The 22,308-nt window shown below is 65.3% G+C and carries 20 protein-coding genes and 1 tRNA gene; 11 read left to right on the forward strand and 10 right to left on the reverse strand.

All coding sequences use genetic code 11. From position 1 onward, the window contains the following. The first annotated feature begins 67 nt into the window (after nt 1–67). Nucleotides 68–676 carry a sulfotransferase family protein gene (locus D3877_RS03040; protein WP_147395080.1) on the forward strand — a complete coding sequence of 203 codons (609 nt, stop codon included), beginning with the start codon at nt 68–70 and terminating at the stop codon, nt 674–676. Between the two features lie 168 nt (nt 677–844). On the opposite strand, the gene glmS is transcribed toward D3877_RS03040, so the two are convergent. Beyond that, a complete protein-coding gene (gene glmS / locus D3877_RS03045) occupies nt 845–2,671 on the reverse strand; it encodes a glutamine--fructose-6-phosphate transaminase (isomerizing) (protein WP_119829280.1) in 1,827 nt (608 codons plus the stop codon). Between the two features lie 67 nt (nt 2,672–2,738). Continuing rightward, nucleotides 2,739–4,091 carry a bifunctional UDP-N-acetylglucosamine diphosphorylase/glucosamine-1-phosphate N-acetyltransferase GlmU gene (gene glmU / locus D3877_RS03050; protein WP_119829281.1) on the reverse strand — a complete coding sequence of 451 codons (1,353 nt, stop codon included), beginning with the start codon at nt 4,089–4,091 and terminating at the stop codon, nt 2,739–2,741. 271 nt (nt 4,092–4,362) lie between these two features. Between glmU and gph the strand changes: the two genes are divergently transcribed. Beyond that, on the forward strand, nt 4,363–5,043 hold the full coding sequence (gene gph, locus D3877_RS03055) for a phosphoglycolate phosphatase (RefSeq protein ID WP_119829282.1): 681 nt from the start codon (nt 4,363–4,365) through the stop codon (nt 5,041–5,043). A gap of 141 nt (nt 5,044–5,184) precedes the next feature. Then, nucleotides 5,185–5,376, forward strand: a complete 192-nt coding sequence (locus D3877_RS03060; RefSeq protein WP_119829283.1) for a hypothetical protein — start codon at nt 5,185–5,187, stop codon at nt 5,374–5,376. Here the strand turns inward: D3877_RS03060 and D3877_RS03065 are convergent. Further along, nucleotides 5,366–6,247, reverse strand: coding sequence for a DUF3108 domain-containing protein (locus D3877_RS03065; protein WP_158599774.1), 882 nt, complete (start codon nt 6,245–6,247; stop codon nt 5,366–5,368). The genes D3877_RS03060 and D3877_RS03065 overlap by 11 nt on opposite strands. 139 nt (nt 6,248–6,386) lie before the next feature. Here D3877_RS03065 and D3877_RS03070 point away from each other — a divergent pair. The 4 genes from D3877_RS03070 (at nt 6,387) to D3877_RS03085 (ending at nt 8,528) form a co-directional block, all read left to right on the forward strand. Then, nucleotides 6,387–6,461, forward strand: a tRNA-Val gene (locus D3877_RS03070). A gap of 254 nt (nt 6,462–6,715) precedes the next feature. Beyond that, nucleotides 6,716–6,880: a sugar tyrosine-protein kinase gene (locus D3877_RS03075; protein ID WP_119829285.1), complete on the forward strand. Its 165-nt coding sequence runs from the start codon at nt 6,716–6,718 to the stop codon at nt 6,878–6,880. A 167-nt stretch (nt 6,881–7,047) separates the two neighbouring features. Beyond that, nucleotides 7,048–7,956 carry a pantoate--beta-alanine ligase gene (gene panC, locus D3877_RS03080; RefSeq protein ID WP_119829286.1) on the forward strand — a complete coding sequence of 303 codons (909 nt, stop codon included), beginning with the start codon at nt 7,048–7,050 and terminating at the stop codon, nt 7,954–7,956. Nucleotides 7,957–8,069: 113 nt separating this feature from the next. Further along, the gene (locus D3877_RS03085) at nt 8,070–8,528 is read left to right on the forward strand and encodes a flagellar basal body-associated FliL family protein (RefSeq protein WP_238474704.1); all 459 of its coding nucleotides are present in this window, start codon (nt 8,070–8,072) and stop codon (nt 8,526–8,528) included. Between the two features lie 75 nt (nt 8,529–8,603). On the opposite strand, the gene D3877_RS03090 is transcribed toward D3877_RS03085, so the two are convergent. Next, the gene (locus D3877_RS03090) at nt 8,604–9,995 is read right to left on the reverse strand and encodes a class II 3-deoxy-7-phosphoheptulonate synthase (RefSeq protein ID WP_119829287.1); all 1,392 of its coding nucleotides are present in this window, start codon (nt 9,993–9,995) and stop codon (nt 8,604–8,606) included. Between the two features lie 230 nt (nt 9,996–10,225). Here D3877_RS03090 and D3877_RS03095 point away from each other — a divergent pair, with 230 nt between their 5' ends. Continuing rightward, nucleotides 10,226–11,584, forward strand: a complete 1,359-nt coding sequence (locus D3877_RS03095) for an AmpG family muropeptide MFS transporter (protein ID WP_119829288.1) — start codon at nt 10,226–10,228, stop codon at nt 11,582–11,584. Between the two features lie 181 nt (nt 11,585–11,765). Then, entirely contained in the window at nt 11,766–13,145 is a 1,380-nt protein-coding gene (locus tag D3877_RS03100) for a hypothetical protein (RefSeq protein WP_119829289.1), read from the forward strand. A 78-nt stretch (nt 13,146–13,223) separates the two neighbouring features. Here the strand turns inward: D3877_RS03100 and gor are convergent, their stop codons facing one another. Then, nucleotides 13,224–14,585 carry a glutathione-disulfide reductase gene (gene gor / locus D3877_RS03105; protein ID WP_119829290.1) on the reverse strand — a complete coding sequence of 454 codons (1,362 nt, stop codon included), beginning with the start codon at nt 14,583–14,585 and terminating at the stop codon, nt 13,224–13,226. Nucleotides 14,586–14,735: 150 nt separating this feature from the next. After that, the gene (locus D3877_RS03110) at nt 14,736–15,233 is read right to left on the reverse strand and encodes a flagellar basal body-associated FliL family protein (RefSeq protein ID WP_119829291.1); all 498 of its coding nucleotides are present in this window, start codon (nt 15,231–15,233) and stop codon (nt 14,736–14,738) included. A gap of 377 nt (nt 15,234–15,610) precedes the next feature. Between D3877_RS03110 and D3877_RS03115 the strand changes: the two genes are divergently transcribed. After that, entirely contained in the window at nt 15,611–16,747 is a 1,137-nt protein-coding gene (locus D3877_RS03115) for a nicotinate phosphoribosyltransferase (protein WP_238474705.1), read from the forward strand. A gap of 58 nt (nt 16,748–16,805) precedes the next feature. Here the strand turns inward: D3877_RS03115 and D3877_RS03120 are convergent, their stop codons facing one another. From D3877_RS03120 to D3877_RS03130, 3 genes are all read right to left on the reverse strand, one after another. After that, nucleotides 16,806–17,138, reverse strand: a complete 333-nt coding sequence (locus D3877_RS03120) for a (2Fe-2S) ferredoxin domain-containing protein (protein WP_119829293.1) — start codon at nt 17,136–17,138, stop codon at nt 16,806–16,808. Nucleotides 17,139–17,239: 101 nt separating this feature from the next. After that, the gene (locus tag D3877_RS03125; protein ID WP_119829294.1) at nt 17,240–17,788 is read right to left on the reverse strand and encodes a hypothetical protein; all 549 of its coding nucleotides are present in this window, start codon (nt 17,786–17,788) and stop codon (nt 17,240–17,242) included. A gap of 142 nt (nt 17,789–17,930) precedes the next feature. Beyond that, a complete protein-coding gene (locus D3877_RS03130; RefSeq protein WP_119829295.1) occupies nt 17,931–20,546 on the reverse strand; it encodes a glycosyltransferase in 2,616 nt (871 codons plus the stop codon). 214 nt (nt 20,547–20,760) lie between these two features. Between D3877_RS03130 and D3877_RS03135 the strand changes: the two genes are divergently transcribed. Beyond that, entirely contained in the window at nt 20,761–21,198 is a 438-nt protein-coding gene (locus D3877_RS03135) for an HIT domain-containing protein (protein WP_119829296.1), read from the forward strand. On the opposite strand, the gene D3877_RS03140 is transcribed toward D3877_RS03135, so the two are convergent. Next, entirely contained in the window at nt 21,176–22,237 is a 1,062-nt protein-coding gene (locus D3877_RS03140) for an ABC transporter ATP-binding protein (protein ID WP_119829297.1), read from the reverse strand. The two genes, D3877_RS03135 and D3877_RS03140, sit on opposite strands and share 23 nt — an antisense overlap. Between the last annotated feature and the right edge of the window lie 71 nt (nt 22,238–22,308).

Raw genomic sequence — 22,308 nt, forward strand, 5'->3', positions numbered from 1 at the left:
GGTTTACGGCATGCAGTCGAGCGGCTCGACCGCGTTCACGCTGTTCCTGGCGCAACGATCGGATTGTTTGGCGCTGGTCGATGTCCCCAACAATTTCGCGGCGCCCCGCATCGTTACCGACCTGGACATGGTGACGAAGGTGGTCGTGACCACGGCCTATCCTCTGGCCGTGCATCTTGAGCGTTTTCGTCCTGACCGGGTCATTCTGCTGTTGCGGGATCCCCGTGACAATTATGTCAGCCTGCGCACCAAGGGATACCGGAACTACTCCGGCTTGATCGACGAGAAATTCCTGATCCTGGATCAGATGTTCGCCGAGCGCGAACGCTTTGACGCCGTCATCGAATATGAGGATTTTGTCGCGCGGGATCCGGCTGTGCTTGAGACGATCCGGGCGCTTGGCTGGCCGGTGGAGGATGATTTCTACAACTACCGGCGCCGCCACAACGAAATGCTGGCGGCGCTGTGGCAGCATGTTCCTGATCTGATGCCGGACTTTGAGTTCGTGTTCGGCAATGTCCGTGGCGCGGAAGTTTCAAACCGTTTTGTCGGGCAGACCCGCGACGAGGAACTGGACGCCAAGTTGGAAAAACTGTGCCCCCGCTTGCTCGCCCATTACCGGGCGCGCCCGCTGACTGGCGTTAGGGCAGATCGCGTTAAATCGGGATCAATGTGACGCGCGAATCGGCTCGATCAATCAAAGCTTAGAAGAGCGCCGTGCTGTTTCACATTTTAGGCACGGCGCTCTGGGGCGCTCTTGCTGTCGTGTTCCTCTGAGTTTTCTCAAAAAAAGCTCTCTGCTTTTCCAGGACGCCCCCAGAGAAACTCCATTGTTGAATCTTGCTCACTCAACCGTGACGCTTTTCGCCAAATTGCGCGGCTGGTCCACGTCGGTGCCTTTCAGCACCGCCGTGTGGTAGGCCAGCAACTGGACCGGGATGGCGTAGAGCAGCGGAGCGACCAGCGGGTCGCAGGTGGGGAGTTCGACCGACCAGCGCACCGTGTCGCCCAGCTTGGCGATGCCCTTTTTGTCGGCCAGCAGCAGGACCTTGCCCGACCGGGCGCAGACTTCCTGCACGTTGGAGACAACCTTCTCGAACAGATTGTCGGACGGCACCAGGACGATCACCGGGACGCTGTCGTCGATCAGCGCGATGGGGCCGTGCTTCAACTCCCCCGCCGCGTAGCCTTCGGCGTGGATGTAGCTGATTTCCTTCAGCTTCAGCGCGCCTTCCAGCGCCAGCGGGTACATGGCGCCACGGCCCAGATAGAGCACGTCGCGGGAATCGGCCAGCTCCTGCGCCAGCTCTTTCAAGCGCTCGTCATGGGCGAGCACGCTGGCGGCCAGCGCCGGAACCTCGCGCAGGGCGTGGGCGATTTCCTGCATGCGCTCCGGGCCGATGGCGCCACGGGCGCGGCCCACGGTGACGGCCAGACAGGCCAGCGTGGTCAATTGGGTGGTGAAGGCCTTGGTCGAGGCGACGCCGATCTCCGGCCCGGCCATGGTGTAGAGCACCGCGTCGGATTCGCGCGCGATGGTGCTTTCCGGGGAATTGACGATGGACAGGATCTTTTGGCCCTGCCGCTTGCAATAGCGCAGCGCCTCCAGCGTGTCCAAGGTCTCGCCCGACTGCGAGATGAAGATGGCGACGCCGCCCTCCGGCAGCGGGGCCTCGCGGTAACGGAATTCGGACGCGATGTCGACCTCGACCGGGATGCGGGCCAGCGTCTCGAACCAGTATTTGGCGACGAACCCGGCGTAATAGGCGGTGCCGCAAGCCACGATGGTCAGCTTGGTGGCCTTGGCCACGTCAAAGGGGAAATCCGGCAGCGCGATGTAATTGTTCACCGGGTTGATGTAGGCGTTCAGCGTGTCGCCGATCACCTGCGGCTGCTCGTAGATTTCCTTCAGCATGTAATGGCGGTAGCCGTCCTTGCCGATCAAGGCGCCGGAGACCGCCGTCGTCTTCACCGGGCGGTGAACCACGGCGTCGCTGGCGTCGTGCACCACCGCCTCGCTGCGGCTGACCACCACCCAATCGCCGTCTTCCAGATAGCAGATGCGGTTGGTCAGCGGGGCCAGCGCGAAGGCGTCCGACGCCAGATACATTTCGCCGTCGCCATAGCCGACGGCCAGCGGCGTGCCGTGGCGGGCGCCGATCATCAACTCATGCTCGCCCGCGAAGATGACGACCAGGGAGAAGGCGCCGGTGAAGCGCTTGAACGCCTTGGCCGACGCCTCCACCGGGGACAGCCCGTCCTTGTCCATGTAATGGGTGATGAGTTGGGGGATGACTTCGGAATCGGTCACGCTTTCAAAGACGCAGCCATGGCCGATAAGCTCGTCCTTCAGCTCCCGGTAATTCTCGATGATGCCGTTGTGGACCACGGCGACGCGCGGGGTGGCGTGCGGGTGCGCGTTGGTTTCGGTTGGCCCGCCATGGGTGGCCCAGCGGGTGTGGCCGATGCCGACCGTGCCGGACAGCGGCGCGTCGCGCAGCCGGGCGTCCAGATTCAGCAGCTTGCCTTCGGCGCGGCGCCGTTCGATGCCGTCGCCAACCAGGGTGGCGACGCCGGCGCTGTCATAGCCGCGATACTCCAGGCGGCGCAGCCCTTCCACCAGCCGAGGGGTCGCGTCATGGATGCCGTTGATGCCGATGATGCCGCACATGGGGACTCTCCTGGGGGACTGCGGGCCTGGGGAATGCTGGCCTTGGTGGACTGCTGGAGCGGGAAGGTTACGCCTTGTTCGCCTTCTCGGCCTGTTTGCGCTCACGGAAACGCTTGGCCCAGCCGACATAGGCCTTTTGCTGAGCGCGGGAGACGACCAGCGCGTCGGCCTCGACCGCCGAAGTGACGACGCTGCCCGCGCCGACGATGGCGCCGTCGCCGATCGACACCGGGGCCACCAGGGAACTGTTGGAGCCGATGAAGGCGCCCGCCCCAATGTCGGTGTGCGATTTGCTGAAACCATCGTAATTGCAGGTGATGGTTCCGGCGCCGATGTTGGCTTTCGCCCCGATCCGCGCGTCGCCGATGTAGGTCAAATGGTTGACCTTGGCCCCCGATTCCACGACGGCGTTCTTGATCTCGACGAAATTGCCGATATGGGCGTCCGGGCCGATGTCCGCGCCGGGGCGCAGGCGGGCGTAGGGGCCGATCACCGCGCCGCTGTCGATCCGGGTCTGTTCCAGATGGCAGAAGGGCTTGATTTCCACCCCGTCGGCGACGGTGACGCCGGGGGCGAACACCACATGCGCGCCGACGATCACGTCGCGGCCCAGCCGGGTGTCGTGGCTGAACAGCGTGCTGTCGGGGTCGCACAGCGTGGCGCCGTTGTCCATCGCCGCCTTGCGCAGGCGGCGCTGCATCAGCCGTTCGACCTCCGCCAGCTCGGCGCGGGAGTTGACGCCGACGACCTCGGCGGGCGCGGCCTCCACCACGGCGCAGGCCATGCCGGAGACGCGGGCGATCTGCACGACGTCGGTCAGGTAAAATTCACTCTTGGCGTTCTGGTTGCCGACGCGCCCGATCAGGTCGAACATGCGCGCCCCGTCAAAGGCCATCAGACCGGCGTTGCACAGGGTTACGGCGCGTTCGTCGGCGCTGGCGTCGAGATACTCGACGATCTTCTCCAAACCGCCGCGCGCGTTCAGGATCAGGCGGCCATAGGCGCCGGGATCCTCGGGCCGCATGCCCAGAACGACCACCGCCGGGTCGCTGGCCTGCCGCCGCGCCGTCACCATGGCGCGCAGCGTGTCGGGCGTGACCAGCGGGGTGTCGCCGTACAGCACGACGACGTCGCCGGTGAAGCCTTCCAACAGGCCGAAGGCGGCGCGCACGGCGTCGGCGGTGCCGCGCTGCTCCTGCTGGACGGCGGTGGGGTAGGGGGCGACGGCGGCGGCGACGCTGTCCATGCCGGGACCGACCACGACGACGACGTGATCGGGGTCCAGCGCCTTCACGGCGGCCAGCACATGCCCGACCATCGGGCGACCGGCGACGCGGTGCAGCACCTTCGGCATATCGGACTTCATGCGTGTTCCTTTGCCAGCGGCGAGAATCACGCAAGCGAGAGGACGGTGTGCCATGGGAGTCTTCCTGACGGGCCGAATGGTGAAACCGGACTGAGGATCGCGGCGTCTGACGAAGCAAACACCGGCGAACGCCCTCATGTGCCACAAGCGACGGCGCAAGCCCAAGTCAACTTTTGTGTCAGCGTGTCATAGATCGTGGTCAACCCCCTCAACCGGCGGGGGAAAGCGCGATGGTCCTGTGCAGGGTCTGCATGGTTGACGGGACGGAAGCTGTGCTAGGACGGGAGCGGTTTCTTTGATCCGACCCAACCTTGCGGGGCTTGCGATGCCGTTTCCCTTTTCCGCGCTGGTTTTCGATCTCGACGGCACTCTGATCGACAGCGCCCCCGACATGACCCGCGTGCTGAATCGCACCCTGGCCCATTTCGACCGCCCGTCGCTGACCGAGGCGCAGGTGCGGACCATGGTCGGCGACGGTTCGGCCATGCTGGTCCGACAGGCTTTCGCCGCCACCGGCGCGGTTCTGGACGATGAGACGGTGCAACCGATCCTCCGCCATTATCTCGACCGCTATTTCGAGGATGAGGAAGCCTCCGCCCTCTATCCCGGCGTGACGGAAACGCTGACGGCGTTGGCGGAGCGGGGCGTCCGGCTGGGGCTGTGCACCAACAAGCCCGAACGCATCAGCCGCAAGTTGTTGGACGCGCTCGGGCTGGCTCCCCTGTTCGGCGCGGTGGCCGGGGGCGACACCCTGCCGGTCAAAAAGCCGGACGGGCGGCATCTGTCTTGGGTGCTGGAACAATTGGGGGCCGACCCGCAGGCGCCAAACGCGGCGATGATCGGCGACAACGGCAACGACGTGAAGGCGGCGCGCGCCGTCGGGGTGCCGGTGGTGGCGATGAGCTACGGCTATCCCCGCATGCCGGTCGAGGAACTGGGGGCGGATGTGATCCTCGACCATTTCGCCGATCTGCCGACCGCGTTGGAGCGGCTCGCCGCGCGGTGACGGGCGGGCGCTATCCCACGCTATCCCTCTGCGCTTTGTGGTTATCCCTTCGGACGGCGGACCTCACCATCAGCATACGATAATATGATGGCGTGAATGGGCGCGCGGATCGCCGCGCCGCCCGGAAGAGGAGGGCACGCCATGACCACTCGGATCGCGCGGATCGTGTGCATGGGAAAGCTGGGCGGTTACGCGGCGCTGCTGGGCGGCGCGCTTCTGGAGATTGACGGCCACATGCTGTGGCCGTCGTTGGACGCTGTGATGGCGGACGTCCAGCGGCTTGGGATCGAGACGGCGGGCGCCGTGATCGACACCCGCAGCGTCACGGGATAGCCCGCGTCGGCTCCCCGGCGCGGGCGACGCCGATCAAATGGATGACGACGGCGCCGAACGCGCTGTCGGTTTCCAAGCGAACGGGCAGGGGCGGCGCGTCGGGCAGAATGGGGGCCAACCAGACATCGGTCGGCGGCCCGCCCGGCGGGCGCGGCGTGGAGTCCTCCTCCCGTCGCCAGAAAGACGGGCCAGAGGATTGTTTCGCCTGACCGGCGATGGGAATGATCGATGCCCGGCATTCCTGCGCTGGGCCGGAGAACATCGAATAGCGCGAGGGCGCCAACGGGCGCGTGCCGCCATTGTCGAACCGCATGTCGTAGCGCCGCCGCCCGTCATAAACGGGAACCACGCGGGCGCAGGTCTCGCCGCGCCCGGCGGCCAGCAACAGAAGCAAACCGGCGCTGAGCGGATCGTAGGTGGCGCGGCGCAGAGCCTCGGGAACTGGCGGTCGGTCATCCTCCTCCGGCGGCGGCGTGACCGTGGCGACGACCCCGCCATCGGCGCTGTAGGTCAAGGCGACGCTGCGCGGCTTTTCCCGAAAGACGCTGCTTTGGCTGTGCTGCGCCGGAATCAACCGATCCATCTGGATGGCGCCGTTGCTGCGCGACAGGGTTTTCCAGGGCAGAATCTTGGCGAGGAACCCGCCATTCTGGGCGGTGAGGTCGATCCGATAGGCGTGGTCGGTCAGATCCAGCAGGATGGCGGCGTCCAGAACCGCGATGCCGCCGACATACACCCGGTAGCTGGCCGTCACCGGCGCGGCGACCCCAGGCGCGGGCAACGCCAGCGCGGCGCACAGAGTCAGCCAAAAACGAAGGGCGCGCGGGCGCGCTGAGGCTTGCCGTTTGGCTGTGCGATTTTCTTTCCTCACGGAGTGAATCTCCTGCTTGACAGCAATCAACGAACGCCTTAGAAACCCGCCCACCGCAGCGGCGGCGCCGACGACAACCGGCGAGACGCCGCTTCCGCCAGGGGACAGCCTGGACCGATGGACAGAGAATTCTGGGATCGGGCGTGTAGCTCAGCGGGAGAGCATTCGCTTCACACGCGAAGGGTCACAGGTTCAATCCCTGTCACGCCCACCATTAAAAAGGCTTCGAGAGAAATCTCGAAGCCTTTTTTCTTTTGCGTGATTTCCAGCCATCCACCACTCGTCGGACGCGCCAAGAAAGCCGTTGGAGGATGGGGTATGAGGCAAAATCGACATTCTAAATGAGTGATATATTTTTTGGCCGCTTGATGGGGAAACCTTGCGCAAGATTGATGCAGATCAGCCCTAAGACGCGGGGGGATGGTCTAGGTTTGGAGCATCCTTACCCAATGATCGGGATGTCATCTCATGGAAGATACGCGCACTAGTTTGCTGGCCCTTGGCGCGCTCGTCGTCGTTCTGGCCATTCTCATCGGTTCGGCCATTCTGGCCCCGTCCTTTTTGGCTCTGCTGGCCACGATCCTCGCTTGGGCCAACCTGACCTATCTGATTGGCGTCACGTTGATGCGTTGAACGCGGTTGCCGCGCGGCGGGGGGGGAACGGCGGCCTTCGCCGTCCCCCCCGTTGTGCGTCCGTGTTCTGATCGGGCTTGCTCTTGCGTCGCAGCACGCGGCGCTGGACAGGAACGGTTCGGCGGTTTATCCAGCGCCAGTTTTCGACGCGCGCAAGGGATGACGCCATGACGACGCCGACGGTTGCCCAAACGGACAGCGCCCTTGCCGCAGGCGGCGCGGCGGATCATCTGACGGTCCTGCGCAACGTCGCCGATCTGCGCGCCCAAGTCGCCGCGTGGCGTGGCGCCGGGCAGACCGTGGCCCTGGTTCCCACCATGGGCGCCCTGCATGACGGGCATCTCGCCCTGGTCCGACGCGGGCGCGAATTGGCCGATCATGTCATCGCCAGCGTCTTCGTCAACCCGACCCAATTCGCCCCGCACGAGGATTTCGACCGCTACCCGCGCGACGAGGCGGGCGACGCCGCCAAGCTGGCGTCCGCCGGATGCGCGGCGCTCTACGCCCCGACGGTGCGCGGCATGTACCCCGACGGTTTCGCCACCGCCATTTCGGTCGGCGGTCCGTCCGAGGGGTTGTGCGGAAGCTTCCGGCCCCAGATGTTCGGCGGCGTCGCCATTGTCGTCACCAAGCTGTTTCTCCAGGCGTTGCCCGACGTGGCGGTGTTCGGGGAAAAAGATTACCAGCAACTGATGGTGATCCGTCGCTTCACCCGCGATCTCGACATCCCGGTGCGGGTGGAGGGCCTGCCGACGGTGCGCGAGGCCGACGGGCTGGCCCTGTCCTCGCGCAACGCCTATCTCAGCCCTGACGAGCGCGCCCGTGCCCCGGAACTGAACCGCGCCCTGACCGTCGCCGCCGCCGCGCTGACCGCTGGGGCCGAGTTGGACGGCGTGTTGACGGCGGTGCGCGGGCGGATCGCCGAGGCGGGCTTCGGCGCCATCGACTATGTGGAGCTGCGCGACGGCGAGACTTTGGCGCCAATCACCCGCGTCGAGCGTCCGGCCCGGTTGCTGGTGGCGGCCTGGTTGGGCAAGGCCCGCTTGATCGACAACGTGCCGGTGCAACCGGCGTGAGTTTTTGGAGCCGCTTCAGATTGTCACAAGCGACGGTTTGACCGGGGGGGTAGCATTCCCTAAACTGTCGCTTGGGTGGATCCTGTCGGATCCTGGTGGGCGGAGAGGCTATCTTGCGGCTGGTTCGACGAAACGCCAACGGAGAAACGGTGTCGCTGCTGCCGGTGATTCTCGCCGGTCTTTTGGTGACTCTGGCTGTGTTGGGTGGAACAGGCGCGGTGATCGCCAGCAAGAACGCCAGCCCCAGCGCCGGATCCGACAAGCTTGGCCCGAAGAAGAATTACGCGGCCTTGCCGCAAATGACCTTCACCCTGGGCGGCGGCGACGCCCGTCTGGTCGATGTGAAGGTTCTGCTGGAGGTTGATCCGCTGGTGGACGGCAAGGTGGCCGAACCCTATGTGCCGCGCATCACCGATCAATTGTCGGACAAGATGCGCCAGATCGACCCGCAGCAATTGGCCGGGGCCGATGGGGCCAAGCTGATGAAAAGCACCATCGCCAGCGTGCTGGATCGTGAAATGCGCAACGTGCGCGTTCGCGAGATTTTGCTCGACCGCTTGGTCGTTCACTGATTTTTTCAGATTTTTTGATCGTTTGGTCGCAGAAACGAACGGACCGAAGCCGCGAGGCTCCGGTCCGTTTTTCGTTCACTCGGCGGCGACGGACGCGCGGCGCTGGGCCTCACGCTCCACCCGGCCACGCTTCAACTCGCCGGCCAGCAGGAAGGCCAGCTCCAGCGATTGGCTGGCGTTCAGGCGCGGGTCGCAAGCGGTGTGGTAGCGCTGCGCCAGCTTGTGATCGGTGATCGCCTGGGCGCCGCCGGTGCATTCGGTGACGTCCTGGCCGGTCAGCTCGAAATGCACGCCGCCCGCCTGGGTGCCTTCGGCCTGATGCACGTCGAAGAAGCCGCGCGCCTCGGCCAACACCTTTTCCACCGGGCGGGTCTTGTAGCCCGTGGTCGATTTGATGGTGTTGCCGTGCATCGGGTCGCAGGACCAGACGACGCTGCGCCCCTCGCTCTTGACCTTGCGCAGCAGGGGCGGGAATTTCTCCGTCACCTTCTCGGCCCCCATGCGGACGATCAGGGTCAGACGACCGGCCTCGTTGTCGGGGTTCAGGATGTCGATCAGGCGGATCAACTCGTCCGGGTCGGTGGTCGGGCCGCATTTCAGGCCGATGGGGTTCTTCACCCCGCGCAGGAACTCGACATGCGCGCCATCGGGCTGGCGGGTGCGGTCGCCGATCCACAGCATGTGGGCCGACACGTCGTACCAATCGCCGCTCGTGCTGTCGATTCGGGTCAGCGCCTCTTCAAACGGCAGCAGCAAGGCTTCGTGGCTGGTGAAGAAATCGGTCTCGCGGATCTGCGGGGTGGTTTCCGCCGTGATGCCGCAGGCCGCCATGAAGGCCAGCGTTTCGTCCAGCCGGTTGGCCAGCTCCTGGAAATGCTCGCCCGCCGGGGAACGCTCGACGAAGCTCAGGGTCCATTGATGGACCTTGTGCAGATCGGCGTAACCACCCTGCGCGAAGGCGCGCAGCAGGTTCAGCGTCGCCGCCGCCTGGGTGTAGGCCTGCATCATGCGTTCCGGGTCGGGAACGCGCGAATCGGCGGTGAAGTCGAAGCCGTTGATGATGTCGCCCCGGTAGGAGGGCAGCGACACGCCGTCGATGTCTTCCATGTCGGTGGAACGCGGCTTGGCGAACTGACCGGCCATGCGGCCGACCTTGACCACCGGGATGGCCGCGCCGAAGGTCAGCACGACCGCCATCTGCAACAGCACGCGGAAGGTGTCGCGGATGTTGTTGGGGTGGAATTCGGCGAAGCTTTCGGCGCAATCGCCGCCCTGCAACAGGAACGCCTTGCCGACCGACGCGTCGGCCAGCTTGGCCTTCAGCTTGCGGGCTTCACCGGCGAAGACCAGGGGGGGATAGCTGGCCAGACGCTGTTCGACCGCTTCGACCTTGGATTGGTCGGGATAGGTCGGCATCTGCTTTGCCGGTTTCGACCTCCAACTGGCGGGTGTCCAACGCTCGACCATGACGCGCCTGCTCTTCCTTGACGGGGGTGACGAATGCGATTGGGCCATTAGGCCGGTGATCGCCCCAGGGGGTCAACTCTATAGCCCGATTCGCGGCAACTTTTCCACCGTTTCAGGGGAAACATTCGCAACGCTTGGCAAGCCCGCCGCTGGCAAATGAACCGTGACAGCCAACCGGGCCGGGCCGTATACACAGCGTTCGCGCAGCCGATGTCCAAAGGAAAACGCCGGTGAAACCATCCGTCTGGCCCGCTTCCTGGCTGAACGCCGTGTCGATCTATCTCGACCGCCGGGTTCTGGTGATCCTGTTTCTGGGCTTTTCCGAAGGCTTGCCGCTGGCGCTGACCGGATCGACCCTGAGTGTCTGGCTGCGCGAACAGGGGGTGAGCAAGACCGGAATCGGCCTGTTCGCCCTCGTCACCATGCCCTACGCCCTGAAATTCCTGTGGGCGCCGCTGATCGACCGTTTGCGCCTGCCGCTGCTGACCCGGCTGTTCGGGCGGCGGCGCGGTTGGGCCTTGGTCACGCAGGCCGGGCTGATGGTGGCGTTGCTGGGGCTGGCGGGGACAAATCCGGCGACAGAGCTTTGGTGGACGGCGTTGTTCGCGGTGCTGGTCTCCTTCTGCTCGGCCAGTCAGGACATTGTTGTGGACGCCTATCGGGTCGAGGTGCTGGACGAGAACCGGCAGGCCGCCGGGGCGGCGGTACTGGTGCTGGGCTATCGCTTCGGCATGCTGGCGGCGGGGGCGGGGGCGCTCTACATCGCCGATTTCCATGGCTGGAGCGTGGCGTATGAGGCGATGGCGGCGCTGGTGCTGGTCGGCGTCGTGACCATCCTCATCAACAAGGAGCCGAAGGTCGCCGTTTCCCCGGAATCGCTTCAGCGCGAACAGCACGTCGCCGACTGGCTGGCGGCGCGCCCGCATCTGTCCGGGCGGATGGCGGCCCTGCTGTCCTGGCTCTATGGCGCGGTGGTCGCCCCCTTCGCCCAATTCATGAGCCGCAAGGGCTGGGTCGTCATGCTGGCCTTCATCGCCACCTACAAGCTGGGCGAGGTGCTGGCCGGGGTGATGTCGTCACCCTTTTACGTCGATCTCGGTTTCACCAAGCTCGAAATAGCCAATGTGACCAAGCTGTTCGGGCTGTGGGCGACGATCATCGGCGGGCTGCTCGGCGGGTTGCTGGTCGGGCGGGTCGGGGTGCTGCGCGGCCTGATGATCGGCGGCATCCTGCAAATGGTCTCCAACATCAGCTATGTGGCGTTGGCTTGGGCCGGGCATGACGTGTCGGCGTTGGCGGTGACGGTGGCGGTGGAGAATGTTTGCGGCGGCGTCGCCACGGCGGCCTTCGTCGCCTATCTGTCCGGCCTGTGCAACGTCGCCTACACCGCGACGCAATACGCGCTGCTGTCGAGCTTTTACAAGCTGGGCGGCGATCTGTTCGGCGCGTCCTCGGGCTGGTTGGCCGACCGCATGGATTGGGTCAGTTTCTTCCTGCTGTCGATGGCGGGGGCGCTGCCCGCCTTGATCCTGCTGACCCGCCTGATGGGGCTGGAATCGCGGCGGGCGGCCCCCGCCCCGGCGGAGTAGCGGGGCAGGGCGCGCGCGTGTTTGAGGTTTGAAACGCGGCGGTAATTCTACTGTAACGATTTAGATCTGAAAGATTTTCCCGCATAGAGGTATAAAGCAAAAAGGCCGGTCCCCGACAATTCGACTCAATCGGACACGCTTCGCCGAAACCCGACCGGCTGATACAGGAAGGGTTCAGGACATGACGATTCGAATTTGTCCCATCGCCATGGTCGCGTTGGCGGCGCTTGGCGCGGGCGTCGCGCTGCCAGCGCAGGCGCAAATCACCCCGGTGGACATCCCGGCCAGCTTTGGCGTCGGCGATCAGGGCACGACGATTCAGGGCTGGATCGCCAACAACCAGCAATCCCAAATTCGCGGGCATGGTTGGGCGGTGTGGGCCGGGCTGAACGCGCCGTCGGGCCAAAGCCACAACGGGGCGGTTCTGCCGGTCTGGGAAACCTGGCTCGGCACGGACGAGGTTTTCGCCGTTCCGACGAAGTCGCTGCTGACCGCCGACAAAAAGGCGGTGACGGCCCCGGCCCGCCATTTCGTCAAGCCGCACCAGTTCGGCCATCTCGCCCAGTTGGCCGGGAAAGCCGCCGCGTCGAAAGGGGACGCGCTTCAGGTCGTTTCCTTCAACAAATTCAGCCCGTCGGCGGCGTCCTTCATCGCGGCCCCGCAAACCATCGCCGGGTTGAGCGGCTCGTATTCGATCAACACCAAGGCCAGCTTGGCCACGCTCAACAGCGCTTGGGCGGCGACCGTTCCCACCACCAACCGGGCGATCAATGATTTCCCGGTCGACGCGCTGGAGTTGAAGCCGGTGTTCGGCGTGGTCGCCCAAAAGGGCTACACGCCGCTGCCGCTGTGGCAAGGGCCGTCGCAAGCGACCAACGCCACAAACCCGACGCCCAACACCTGGAAAACCTGCGTCGCCGTCGATCCGGCGGGCACGGGCGGCACAATCCCCATCAGCCAGAGCAAGCTGAGCAAGGCCGACGTCGCCGCCCTGAACGCGGCGGCCAAGAGCGCAGGGTTGGCCTGCACCGTCGGCTATTACGCCCCGGTCGGCGCGCTGTACAATTTCACCCTGTCGGCGGACGAGGCCGCCGCGATGAAGAGCGCCCAAGGGGTCACAGCGTCGGCGGGCGATTACGCCGTGCTGTTCGCCATGCATGTGAACAGCAAGGAAGTTCCGTTCTGGACGTGGCAGACCTACTATTGGCAGCCCGGCCCCGACACCCCGAACAAATTCCCCGGATCCAAGGCGGACGCTCCCGCCAGCCTCCCGGCGCCGTTCAACAACTACGCCATGTGCACCAGCTACAGCCAGACCATCCCGGTCAACAGCACCAAGATGGCGGTGTGCTTCAACCCCTATCTGGAAACCGATCCCGGCATTCCAGCGGGCATCACGTCGAACTGCGTGAGCTGCCATGGCTTGGCCGGGGTGGGCACAGGCCCCACATATCCGGCGAACTACAGCAAGCCGATCAATTTCTTCGGCGACACCAAATATTTCACCAAAAACTCGACCCGCACCGATTTCTCCTGGGCGGTGGCCAGCCCGCCGAATTGATCGCCCGCCGAATTGATCGGTTGAGGCGATCCTGAAAGGGAAGGGGCGGCGCATCCGAGGGAAGCGCCGCCCTCTTTGTCAGGTCGGATCGGGCGATTTTTCGCGCATCAGCACGAATTCTTCGGCGGTGGAGGGGTGCAGGGCGATGGTGCGGTCGAAATCGCGCTTGGTCGCCCCGCAATTCAGGGCGATGCCCAACGCCTGCATCATTTCCGGCGCGTCCATGCCCATCATGTGGCAGCCCAACACCCGTTGGCTCTCGCCATCGACGACCAGCTTCATCAGGATCCGCTCGTCGCGGCCCGACAGCGTGTGCTTCATCGGGCGGAAACCCGCCTTGTAAACATCCACCTTGGCGTGGGCCGCGCGGGCTTGCGCCTCGGTCAAGCCGACCGTGCCGAGCGGCGGGATGGAGAAGACCGCCGTCGGCACATTGTCGTAACCGATGCGGGTGGGGGTGTCGTTGAACAGGGTTTCGGCGAGCGCCCGCCCCTCGGCGATGGCGATGGGGGTGAGCGCCATGCGGTCGGTGACGTCGCCGATGGCGTAGACGCTGTCCACGCTGGTGCGCGACCATTCATCGACCGGAATGGCCCCGGCCTTGTCCAGCGTCACGCCGATGGAGTCCAGGCCAAGCCCGTTGGTGTTGGGGTGGCGCCCGGTGGCGGCCATGACGAGGCCGACGTCGTGCGTCCGGCCCAGATGGTCGGTGACTCGGTAGCCGTCGGCGGTTTTCTCGATCTTGGTCGGTTTGGCCCCGGACAGGATGGCGATTCCGCGCTTTTTCATCTCGCCTTCCAGCGCGACGCGGATGTCGTCGTCAAAGCCGTTCAGCAGATGCTCGCCGCGAATCATCAGCGAGACGTCGGCCCCCAACCCCCGGAAAATCCCGGCGAACTCGACGGCGATGTAGCCGCCGCCCAAAATCAGCACGGATTTCGGCAGAACCGGCAAATCCAGCGCCTCGTTGGAGGTCACGGCGTGTTCCATCCCCTCGATGGGGAGCTTGGTCGGCCAGCCGCCAGTGGCGATCAGGATGCGACGCGCGGTGTGACGCTTGCCGTCCACCTCGACCGTGTGGGGATCGACGATGCGGCCAAAGGACTCGAACAGCGTGACGCCGGAGTTCTTCAGCATGGAGAGGTAGAGGCCGTTCAGCCGGTCGATCTCCGCGTTCTTGCGGGCGATCAGGGTCGGCCAATCGAAGGCGGGAGTCGGAACGTCCCAACCGAAGCCGCGCGCGTCCTCGAAGCCGTCGCCGAACTGGGCGGCGTAGACCAGCAGCTTTTTCGGCACGCAGCCGCGAATGACGCAGGTGCCGCCGACTCGGCTGCCCTCGCAAATCGCCACCTTGGCGCCATAGGACGCGGCGCGGCGGCTGGCGGCGACGCCGCCCGACCCGGCTCCGATGGTGAAGAGGTCAAAATCGAACTCGGCCAAGGCCGTCTCCTTCCGCTGCGCTGTCTGACGCCCACCATCGTCCGGCGGCGGCGTGGGCGGAGTGTTCCGCATTCCACCGGAGCTGTCGAGGGGCGCAGCGACGATATGGGACGTCGGCGGGGGATGAAAAGGGTCGGCAGGGTTGCGCGGTCAGCGCAGCAGCATGTCCTGCACCAGAACCTGCCGGATCTTCAGCGGGCGGATCGCCTTGTTGGCGGCGAAGCCCAGCGCGTCCTTGATGTAATGCGGGCCGTCCTGGCCGCGCAGCTCGTTCGGATCGACGTCCAGCATGCGGACGCTCATGGCGTCGGCGATGCGCGCAAGGTGGGGTTTGACGGTTTCCAGCGGAACCGACGGATCAAGCTCCAGCACGACGCGGACCTTCAACTCGCGCAGCCGCTCGCCGTCGCGCAGGGTGAAGCTCATGGCGGGCATGGCGGCGTAGGCGGGTTGCGTGCCGACGATGGTCTTGGCGGGAAGGGCGCCGGTGTGGGCGGTGGCGGGCTTCAGCATCAACACGCCGCCCGCCCCGGCGGCGGCCAGCGTGACGATCAACAGGAACAGCGCTGGGATGATGCGACCGCCGACGCGCTCCGCCTCCGACAAAAATTCCTGCCGGGTCGGGCCTGTCGCCGCTGTCCTCACCATGATGTCCGCCGTTGGGTCATCGCCGTTCCTTGCGCGTTCATGGGGGGACTGTAGAGGCCGCCAAGCTCTTCGTCAAATATCGGTATTTTATACTGTTTTGTTGTTCCGTTTCGTCTGTCGTTTCTTGAGTGTTCAGGCAAAAGACGCTGGGTATTTGTTTGGTATTCGATCCAAATGCGATCTTGCGGTTGTGACGCGGGCGCAACCCTGCCATCCCGGCGGATGTGTTTTGGGCGGAAGCCTCTTCCCCATTGGGGCTGGGCCGTATAATGCTGGCCATCCGGTCAATCGGCGGCCCCGCGCAAGGCGGGCGCGACGGGTGACGCGCGATGGGATGGCAGGGCGGAAGGCGAGGGCATTTGGCGATGAGCGAGAGCATGAAGCGGCCGCTGGCCGTCCACCCCTCGGCGGCGGCGATTGGCGATTGGACGGACACCTATTTCCGGCGGACCAAGGAAACGGTCGGCAAGTTCGGCGACAAGAAAGTCACCTACGCCATCTTCATGCGCCGCCCGGTGGTGTGCGCCCCGCGTCTGGCGGTGGAGTGGTTGCAGGCGATCGCCCGCGACCGGGGGTTCGAGGTCGACATCCAGTTGAACTTCCCGGAAGGCAAATGGGTCGGCGCGGGCGAGCCGATTTTGTACGTCACCGGATCCTTCTATCATCTGGTGGACACCGAAACGATCCTGCTGCAAAAGCTGGGTCCGGCCTGCGTCGCCGCCTACAACGCCTTCACCATGTGCGCCGATCTGCCCAAGGTGGCGTTCCTGGCGATGGACGCGCGCCATTGCGCCGGAACCGACATGGCCGAGGTGATGGCCTACGCCGCCTCCGTCGGGTCGGATCGGGCCAAGCGCAAGGTTGGGGCCAAGGGCTTCGTCGGCAACGCCACCGACGCCACCGCGCATTTCTTCGGGCAGGCCAAGGGCATGGGCACCATGCCGCACGCGTTGATCGGCTACGCCGGATCGACCGTGCGCGCGGCGGAGATGTTCCACGAAACCTTTCCCGATTTGCCTTTGACCGTGCTGGTCGATTATTTTGGCCGCGAGATCACCGACGGGTTGGAGGTCTGCCGCCGCTTCCCCGAATTGGCGGCGCAGGGCAAGCTGACCCTGCGGCTCGACACGCCCGGCGGCCGCTTCGTCGAGGGGCTGGACCCGCCCGGCTCCTACGCGGTGTTGGAGCGGCACGCGCCGCATTCGATCCGTGGCTATCGCGACGAAACCCAACTGCGCTACCTGATCGGCACCGGCGTGTCGGCGGCGGCGATCCATTACGTGCGCGAGCGGCTGGACGACGCCGGATTCCCGGCGGTCAAGATCGTCGCCAGCAGCGGCTTCGGCCCGGCGAAATGCCGTTTGATGGCCGAGGCCAACGCCCCGGTGGACATCATCGGCACCGGCAGCTATCTGCCCGAACGCTGGACCGAGACCTACGCCACCGCCGACATCATCGAATATGACGGCGAAAAGCGCGTGAAGGTTGGCCGCGAGTTCCTGTTCCGGCGCTGACCCGCAAGCAATCGGCGCGCGCCCTCTCCCGGCCCGTGGCGTGGGAGAGGGCGTTCCTTCAGCGGCTCAGCACCATGACCAGCCGTTCGACCGGCCTGTTGTCGGTCAGGTGCGAGGTAACGATCTCGTCGATGTCCTCCGGCGTTTCCGGGCGGTACCAGATCCCTTCTGGATACACGACCATCAGCGGCCCGGCGGAGCAGAAGCCCAGGCAGCCGGTCATCGCCATGCCGACATCGGTCAGGCCCGCCGCCTGGACCTTCTGATCCAGCCGTTGCCACAGCGGATGGGCGTTTTTCGCCGCGCAACTGCCGCGCGGATGGCCGGGCGGGCGTTGCTGGGCGCAGCAAAAGACGTGGTGACGAAAGGTCTGCGGGATGTCGAGGGGCATGTTGGGCGCTCCATAGCCATAAAGTTTCTATGGATAATGCCCGATTTGTGCGGCGCAGCAAGAAATTTGTAATCGTTCCAGACTGGCGCGGCGCTGTTCCGTCACACATCCACGATGGTGTGGGGGCGCAGCGCGCCATCGACGGTCAGCAGCAGATGCAGATACACCGCGACCTTGCGCGCCCGGTCGGTGTGGCGGGCCAGACAATCGCGCAGTTGAATCGCCAAAATGGCGTTGCCCGCCACCTGTTCGGGGGTGAAGCCGGGCAGGGGGGCGGTGGCCGCCTTGATGATGCGGTCCTCATCCACCGGAACTTTTGCGGCGGGGTCTTTGAGGAGTTTTTCCGCCAGCGCCTCTTCGTCCAGATCGGGCGGCGGCGGTTGGGCGGCGGGGGGCGGGGCGTTGGCGGTCAGATGCTCGCGCAGATTGGCTTTCAGCCGGTCCCGCTGACGCTCATTCAGCGTGTCGAACTGGTCGATCTCGTCGAACAGCAGGTCGTAAATGCGGCGGTGTGGCGGCGGCGGGTTGCGGTCGCGGCGGTCTTGCCGGGGGTTGCGTTTGTAATTCCGCTCCGTCGCGGTCCCGGTGCGTTCAACACCCGCCGACGTGCGCACCGAAAATTCGGACTGGCCCAAGCCGCTTCCGGCCATCGCGCGCCCCCCATGGGGAGACTCCCCACAGGAAAAAGTCTGGCAGAGATCGCCGGACAGTCAATGGCGTTCCGGTCATAGAACGGGCGGCGGATGCGCGCAAGGCGTCCGCCGCCCGTTGGTCAGAGACCAAGCCCCCTCGTCAGTCGGCGGCGCCGCTGCCCAGCGCGTCCTTCACCGGCTCCGGACGGCTCTTGCCCAGGGTCAGATTGGGGAAGACGTTGATGAGCGAGGTGATGAAGGCCGCCAGATAGGGCAGGGATTGCACCACCAGCAGACCCGACCACATGAAGGCGTCACGGTTTTCATGGCCGAACACGAACACGATGGCCAGCGCCGCGCCCCACAGCGACACCAGCAAGGCCAACTCCTCGCTGGCCATCAGGAAGGCCTGCATCAGCGCCGGTTGGTTCTCGCATTTCGGCGTGCGGACGAAGGGACGGCCCGAGGTGAACATGCCCAGCCACATGGCGCGCCCGACCGTGTGGGTCAGCGCCATGCCGGCGATGGCGGCCCCGACCTTGTCCCAGAAGCCGCACTTCACCCGCGCCTCGTACAGCCAGAGCGACGCGCCGACCTTGAAGGCGAAGACGCTGAGCGTCGGGATCATGAAGACGTTGGGCGGGAACTCGAAATATTTCGGGAAGGCCAGCAGGCCGATGGACCAGACAATGCCGGCGATGCCGAAGACCATGTGGGCGGCGTCGGCGAACCAGGGCAGCCAGCCGGTGATGAAATGGTACTTCTGCCCGGTGGTCAGCTCCTTCGCGCCCGGCGACAATTGCCGCCAATGATGCTTCAGGATCTGCACGGCGCCATAGGCCCAGCGGAAACGCTGAGTCTTGTAGGCGGAGAAGCTGTCGGGAACCAGCCCCTTGCCGTAGCTTTCCGACATGTAGACGGCTTCGTACTTGTTCTCGAACAGGCGCAGGCCAAGGTCCGCGTCCTCGGTGATGCACCATTCGCCCCAGCGCCCGACGCCTTCCAGCGCCGTCTTGCGGATGATGGTCATCGTGCCGTGCTGGATGATGGCGTTCTGCTCGTTCCGCTGGATCATGCCGATGTGGAAGAAACCGGCGTATTCCCAGTTTATCATCCGCTGGAACAGGTCGTGGTCCCAATCGCGGTAATCCTGCGGCGACTGGACGAAACCGACCTCGGGACGGCTGAAATGCGGGATGGTCGCCTTCAGCCAATCGGGGTGAACCTGATAGTCGCTGTCGATCACCGCGATGTGCTGGGCGTCCGGCGCGGTCTGGGCCAAGCCGAAATTCAGCGCCCCCGCCTTGAAGCCGGGCCAATTGTCGAGGTGGAAGAAGCGGAATTTCGGGCCAAGCTGCTTGCAATACTCCTCGACCGGCTTCCACACCGCCGGATCCTTGGTGTTGTTGTCGAGCAGCAGCACTTCAAAGTTCGGGTAGTCCAGCCGGGCCAGCGCGTCCAGCGTCTGCATGACCATGTGCGGCGGCTCGTTGTAGCACGGCACATGGATCGACACCTTGGGCGCGTCGGGCAGCGGCGCGGCGGAGCAGGGGATGAACTTCCGCTTGAAGTTCTTCTGCCAAACGACGTCGGTCAGCTCCATGCCGTCGATCAGCATCACGGCGAACAGCACCAACTGGAACAGGATCAGAACGCCCCAAGCGATTTCGGTGGTGAGAGCCAACCCCGCCGCCGACGCGGCGCTGACCGTGAAGACCAGGACCGAGGCCACCGCCTGAATCAGCGCGCCGTAGAACAACTGCCCGCCCATCTTCAGATGGTCGCCGCGCCGCCACAGGAAAAACACCAGCGGCAGGAAGGCCAGCGCCACGGCGGTGGCGCATTTGACTTGCCAATTGCGGATTTCCTGAACGCCGCCGATCATCGGGAATTTCGGCGTGCGGTAGGCGTCCCACAGGCCCCAACTGGTTCCGGCGGTGCCCTCGATCTCCCGCTTCCACGGCTGGTCGAAGGCCTCCATGATGAAGTAATCAAGCTTGTTCTGGGCGGCGATGTTCAGGAAGTTGCGGATGAACTTCGCCTGATTGACTTGGCTCGCCTCCGCGCCCCGGCGCCAGGGGCCATCGGCGGGCCAGCCGATTTCACCGATCAGGATGTGCTTGTTGGGGTATTTGGTCTTCAACTCGTTGTAGCGGACCATGGCGTAATCGACCGATTGATCGACCGGCACGCCTTCCCAATAGGGCAGAAGATGGACGGCGATGAAATCCACCGCTTCCACCAATTCCGGGTGCTTCAGCCAGACGTGCCACGGCTCGGCGGTGGAGACCGGGACGTTGACCTTCTTCTTCACCCGTTTGATGTAGTCGATCATCTGCGGCACGGTCACGTTGGCGCGCAGAAGCGCCTCGTTGCCGACCAGAACGCGGCGCACGTTGTTGTTGGCGCGCGCCAGCTTGATGAGCGCGGCGATTTCCGGCTCGTCGATTTCCGGCTTCCCGGCAATCCAGGCGCCCGCCAGCACCGGCAGGCCGTATTTCTTGGCGATGGGCGCGACCAGTTCCGAACCGTCGGTGGCCGAATAGGTGCGCACGCCCTTCACCGCGCCTTCCAGCGCGATCATGTCCTTTTCGATGTCGTCGGCGCTGGCCTTGTCGCCCTTCGACGGGCTTTTGTTGGGATGGAAGGGCGTGTAGCCGACGCCGTTGATGGCGCCCGCCCACGAGCGTTCGGCGACCGGGCGATTCCACCACGCCCATGCCCCGACATTGCCGAGGATCACCAGAATAAGGACCGCAAACGCTTTTTTGCGCATGTGAGTCGTTCTCGCTCGCCGCACCCAGTTTCACCCGGACGCGGCGGCGTCAAGCCGCCCCGTCCACCCCAAGATCATCAGAAAATGGCAAAGGCCGATTCATCAAAGATCGTAAGATGTTCTATACATCCTTCATGGCCGCGCTGCCACTGTCGGCTTTGCGCGTCCTGCCATTCGTCCTAGGTCATACGGCCTTGCCACAGGGGACAACGCCATGTTTTCACTGCATGAACGGCTTCAGGCCGACAGCCTTCCGGTCAGCGATCTGGGATTGTGCCGGGTCTTGCTGATGAACAACCGGGTTTGGCCCTGGCTGATTCTGGTTCCCCGCCGGGCGGGCGCTGTGGAGATCCATCGCCTGTCCGCCGCCGACCAGACGGCGCTGATGGCGGAAATCGCCGCCGCCTCGCGGGTGGTCGAGCGGTTGTTCGCCCCGGACAAGCTGAATGTCGGGGCGCTGGGCAACATGGTGCCGCAACTGCACGTCCACGTCATCGGGCGGACGCGCGGCGATCCGGCCTGGCCGGGGCCGGTCTGGGGATCGGGCCACGCCGAATCCTACACGGCGGAGGAGGGCGCGGCTCTGGCCGCCCGCCTCGCCCAGGCGCTGGCCGAGGATGCGGACAGCCTCAGGCGGTCGGAAACAGCATGACGCGCTGAACATCCACCCACGCCGCCAACTCATCCCCAGCCTTCACATCGACATGGCCGGGCAGGCGGGCGTGAATCTCGCCGCTCGGCGCGCCGGGCAAGGCAAGGCAGATGCGGGTCGAGGCGCCGAGGAAGCTGGAATGACGCACCAGCACCGGCACGGCGTTCGCGCTTTGGCCCGGCGGGGCGAGTTCCAGATCCTCGATGCGGCAGGCCACCTCGACGCGGGCGCCGCTGGTCATGGTCGGCGTGGCGAAGCGGCCAAGCGGCGTGTTGAGGTGGCCGTCCTCCACCGTTCCTTCAAAGCGGTTGATCTCGCCGAACAGGCGGGCGACGAAGCTGTTGGCGGGCTGGCGGTAGAGCGCCAGCGGCGTGTCGGTCTGCACCAGCCGCCCGGCCTCCATCACCGCGACGCGGTTGCCGATCTCCATCGCCTCTTCCGGGTCGTGGGTGACGACGATGGTGGCGATGCCGCTGGCGCGGATCAACCGCACCACCTCGTCGCGGACGGAGCGGCGCAACTGCTCGTCCAGGGCGGAAAACGGCTCGTCGAGCAAAAGCACCTGCGGGTCGCGGGCCATGGCGCGGGCCAGGGCGACGCGCTGCTGCTGGCCGCCGGACAGGGTGTGCGGGTGGGCGTCGGCGTAGCGGGTCAGCGCCATCAGCTCCAGCAATTCGGCAACCCGGCGTTCGCGCTCGGCGCGGGGGCGGTCGGTTTGGCCGAAGGCGATGTTTCCGGCCACGGTCATGTGGGGAAACAGGGCGAAATCCTGAAACATCATGCCGACCGGGCGGCGTTCCGGCGGCAAGGACCGTTCGGGGGAGGCCAAAACCTTCCCACCCACCGAGATGCGCCCGTGCTGCACGGTTTCCAACCCGCTGACCAGACGCAGCAGGGTGGATTTCCCGCAGCCCGATGGGCCGACGACGCACAGGATCTCGCGCGGGGCGACGCTGAGCGACACGCCGTCCACCGCGCGGTGCGGCCCGTAATGATGGACGATGTCGGACAGGATGACGGAGGGGGCGGGCGCGGTCATCGGCGGGCGGCGGTCCAGAAAACGGGAACGAAAACAGCCCCGCCCCGGTCAGGGGGCGGGGCTGCGGAGCA

The organism is Azospirillum cavernae (assembly GCF_003590795.1).
GTDB lineage: Bacteria > Pseudomonadota > Alphaproteobacteria > Azospirillales > Azospirillaceae > Azospirillum > Azospirillum cavernae.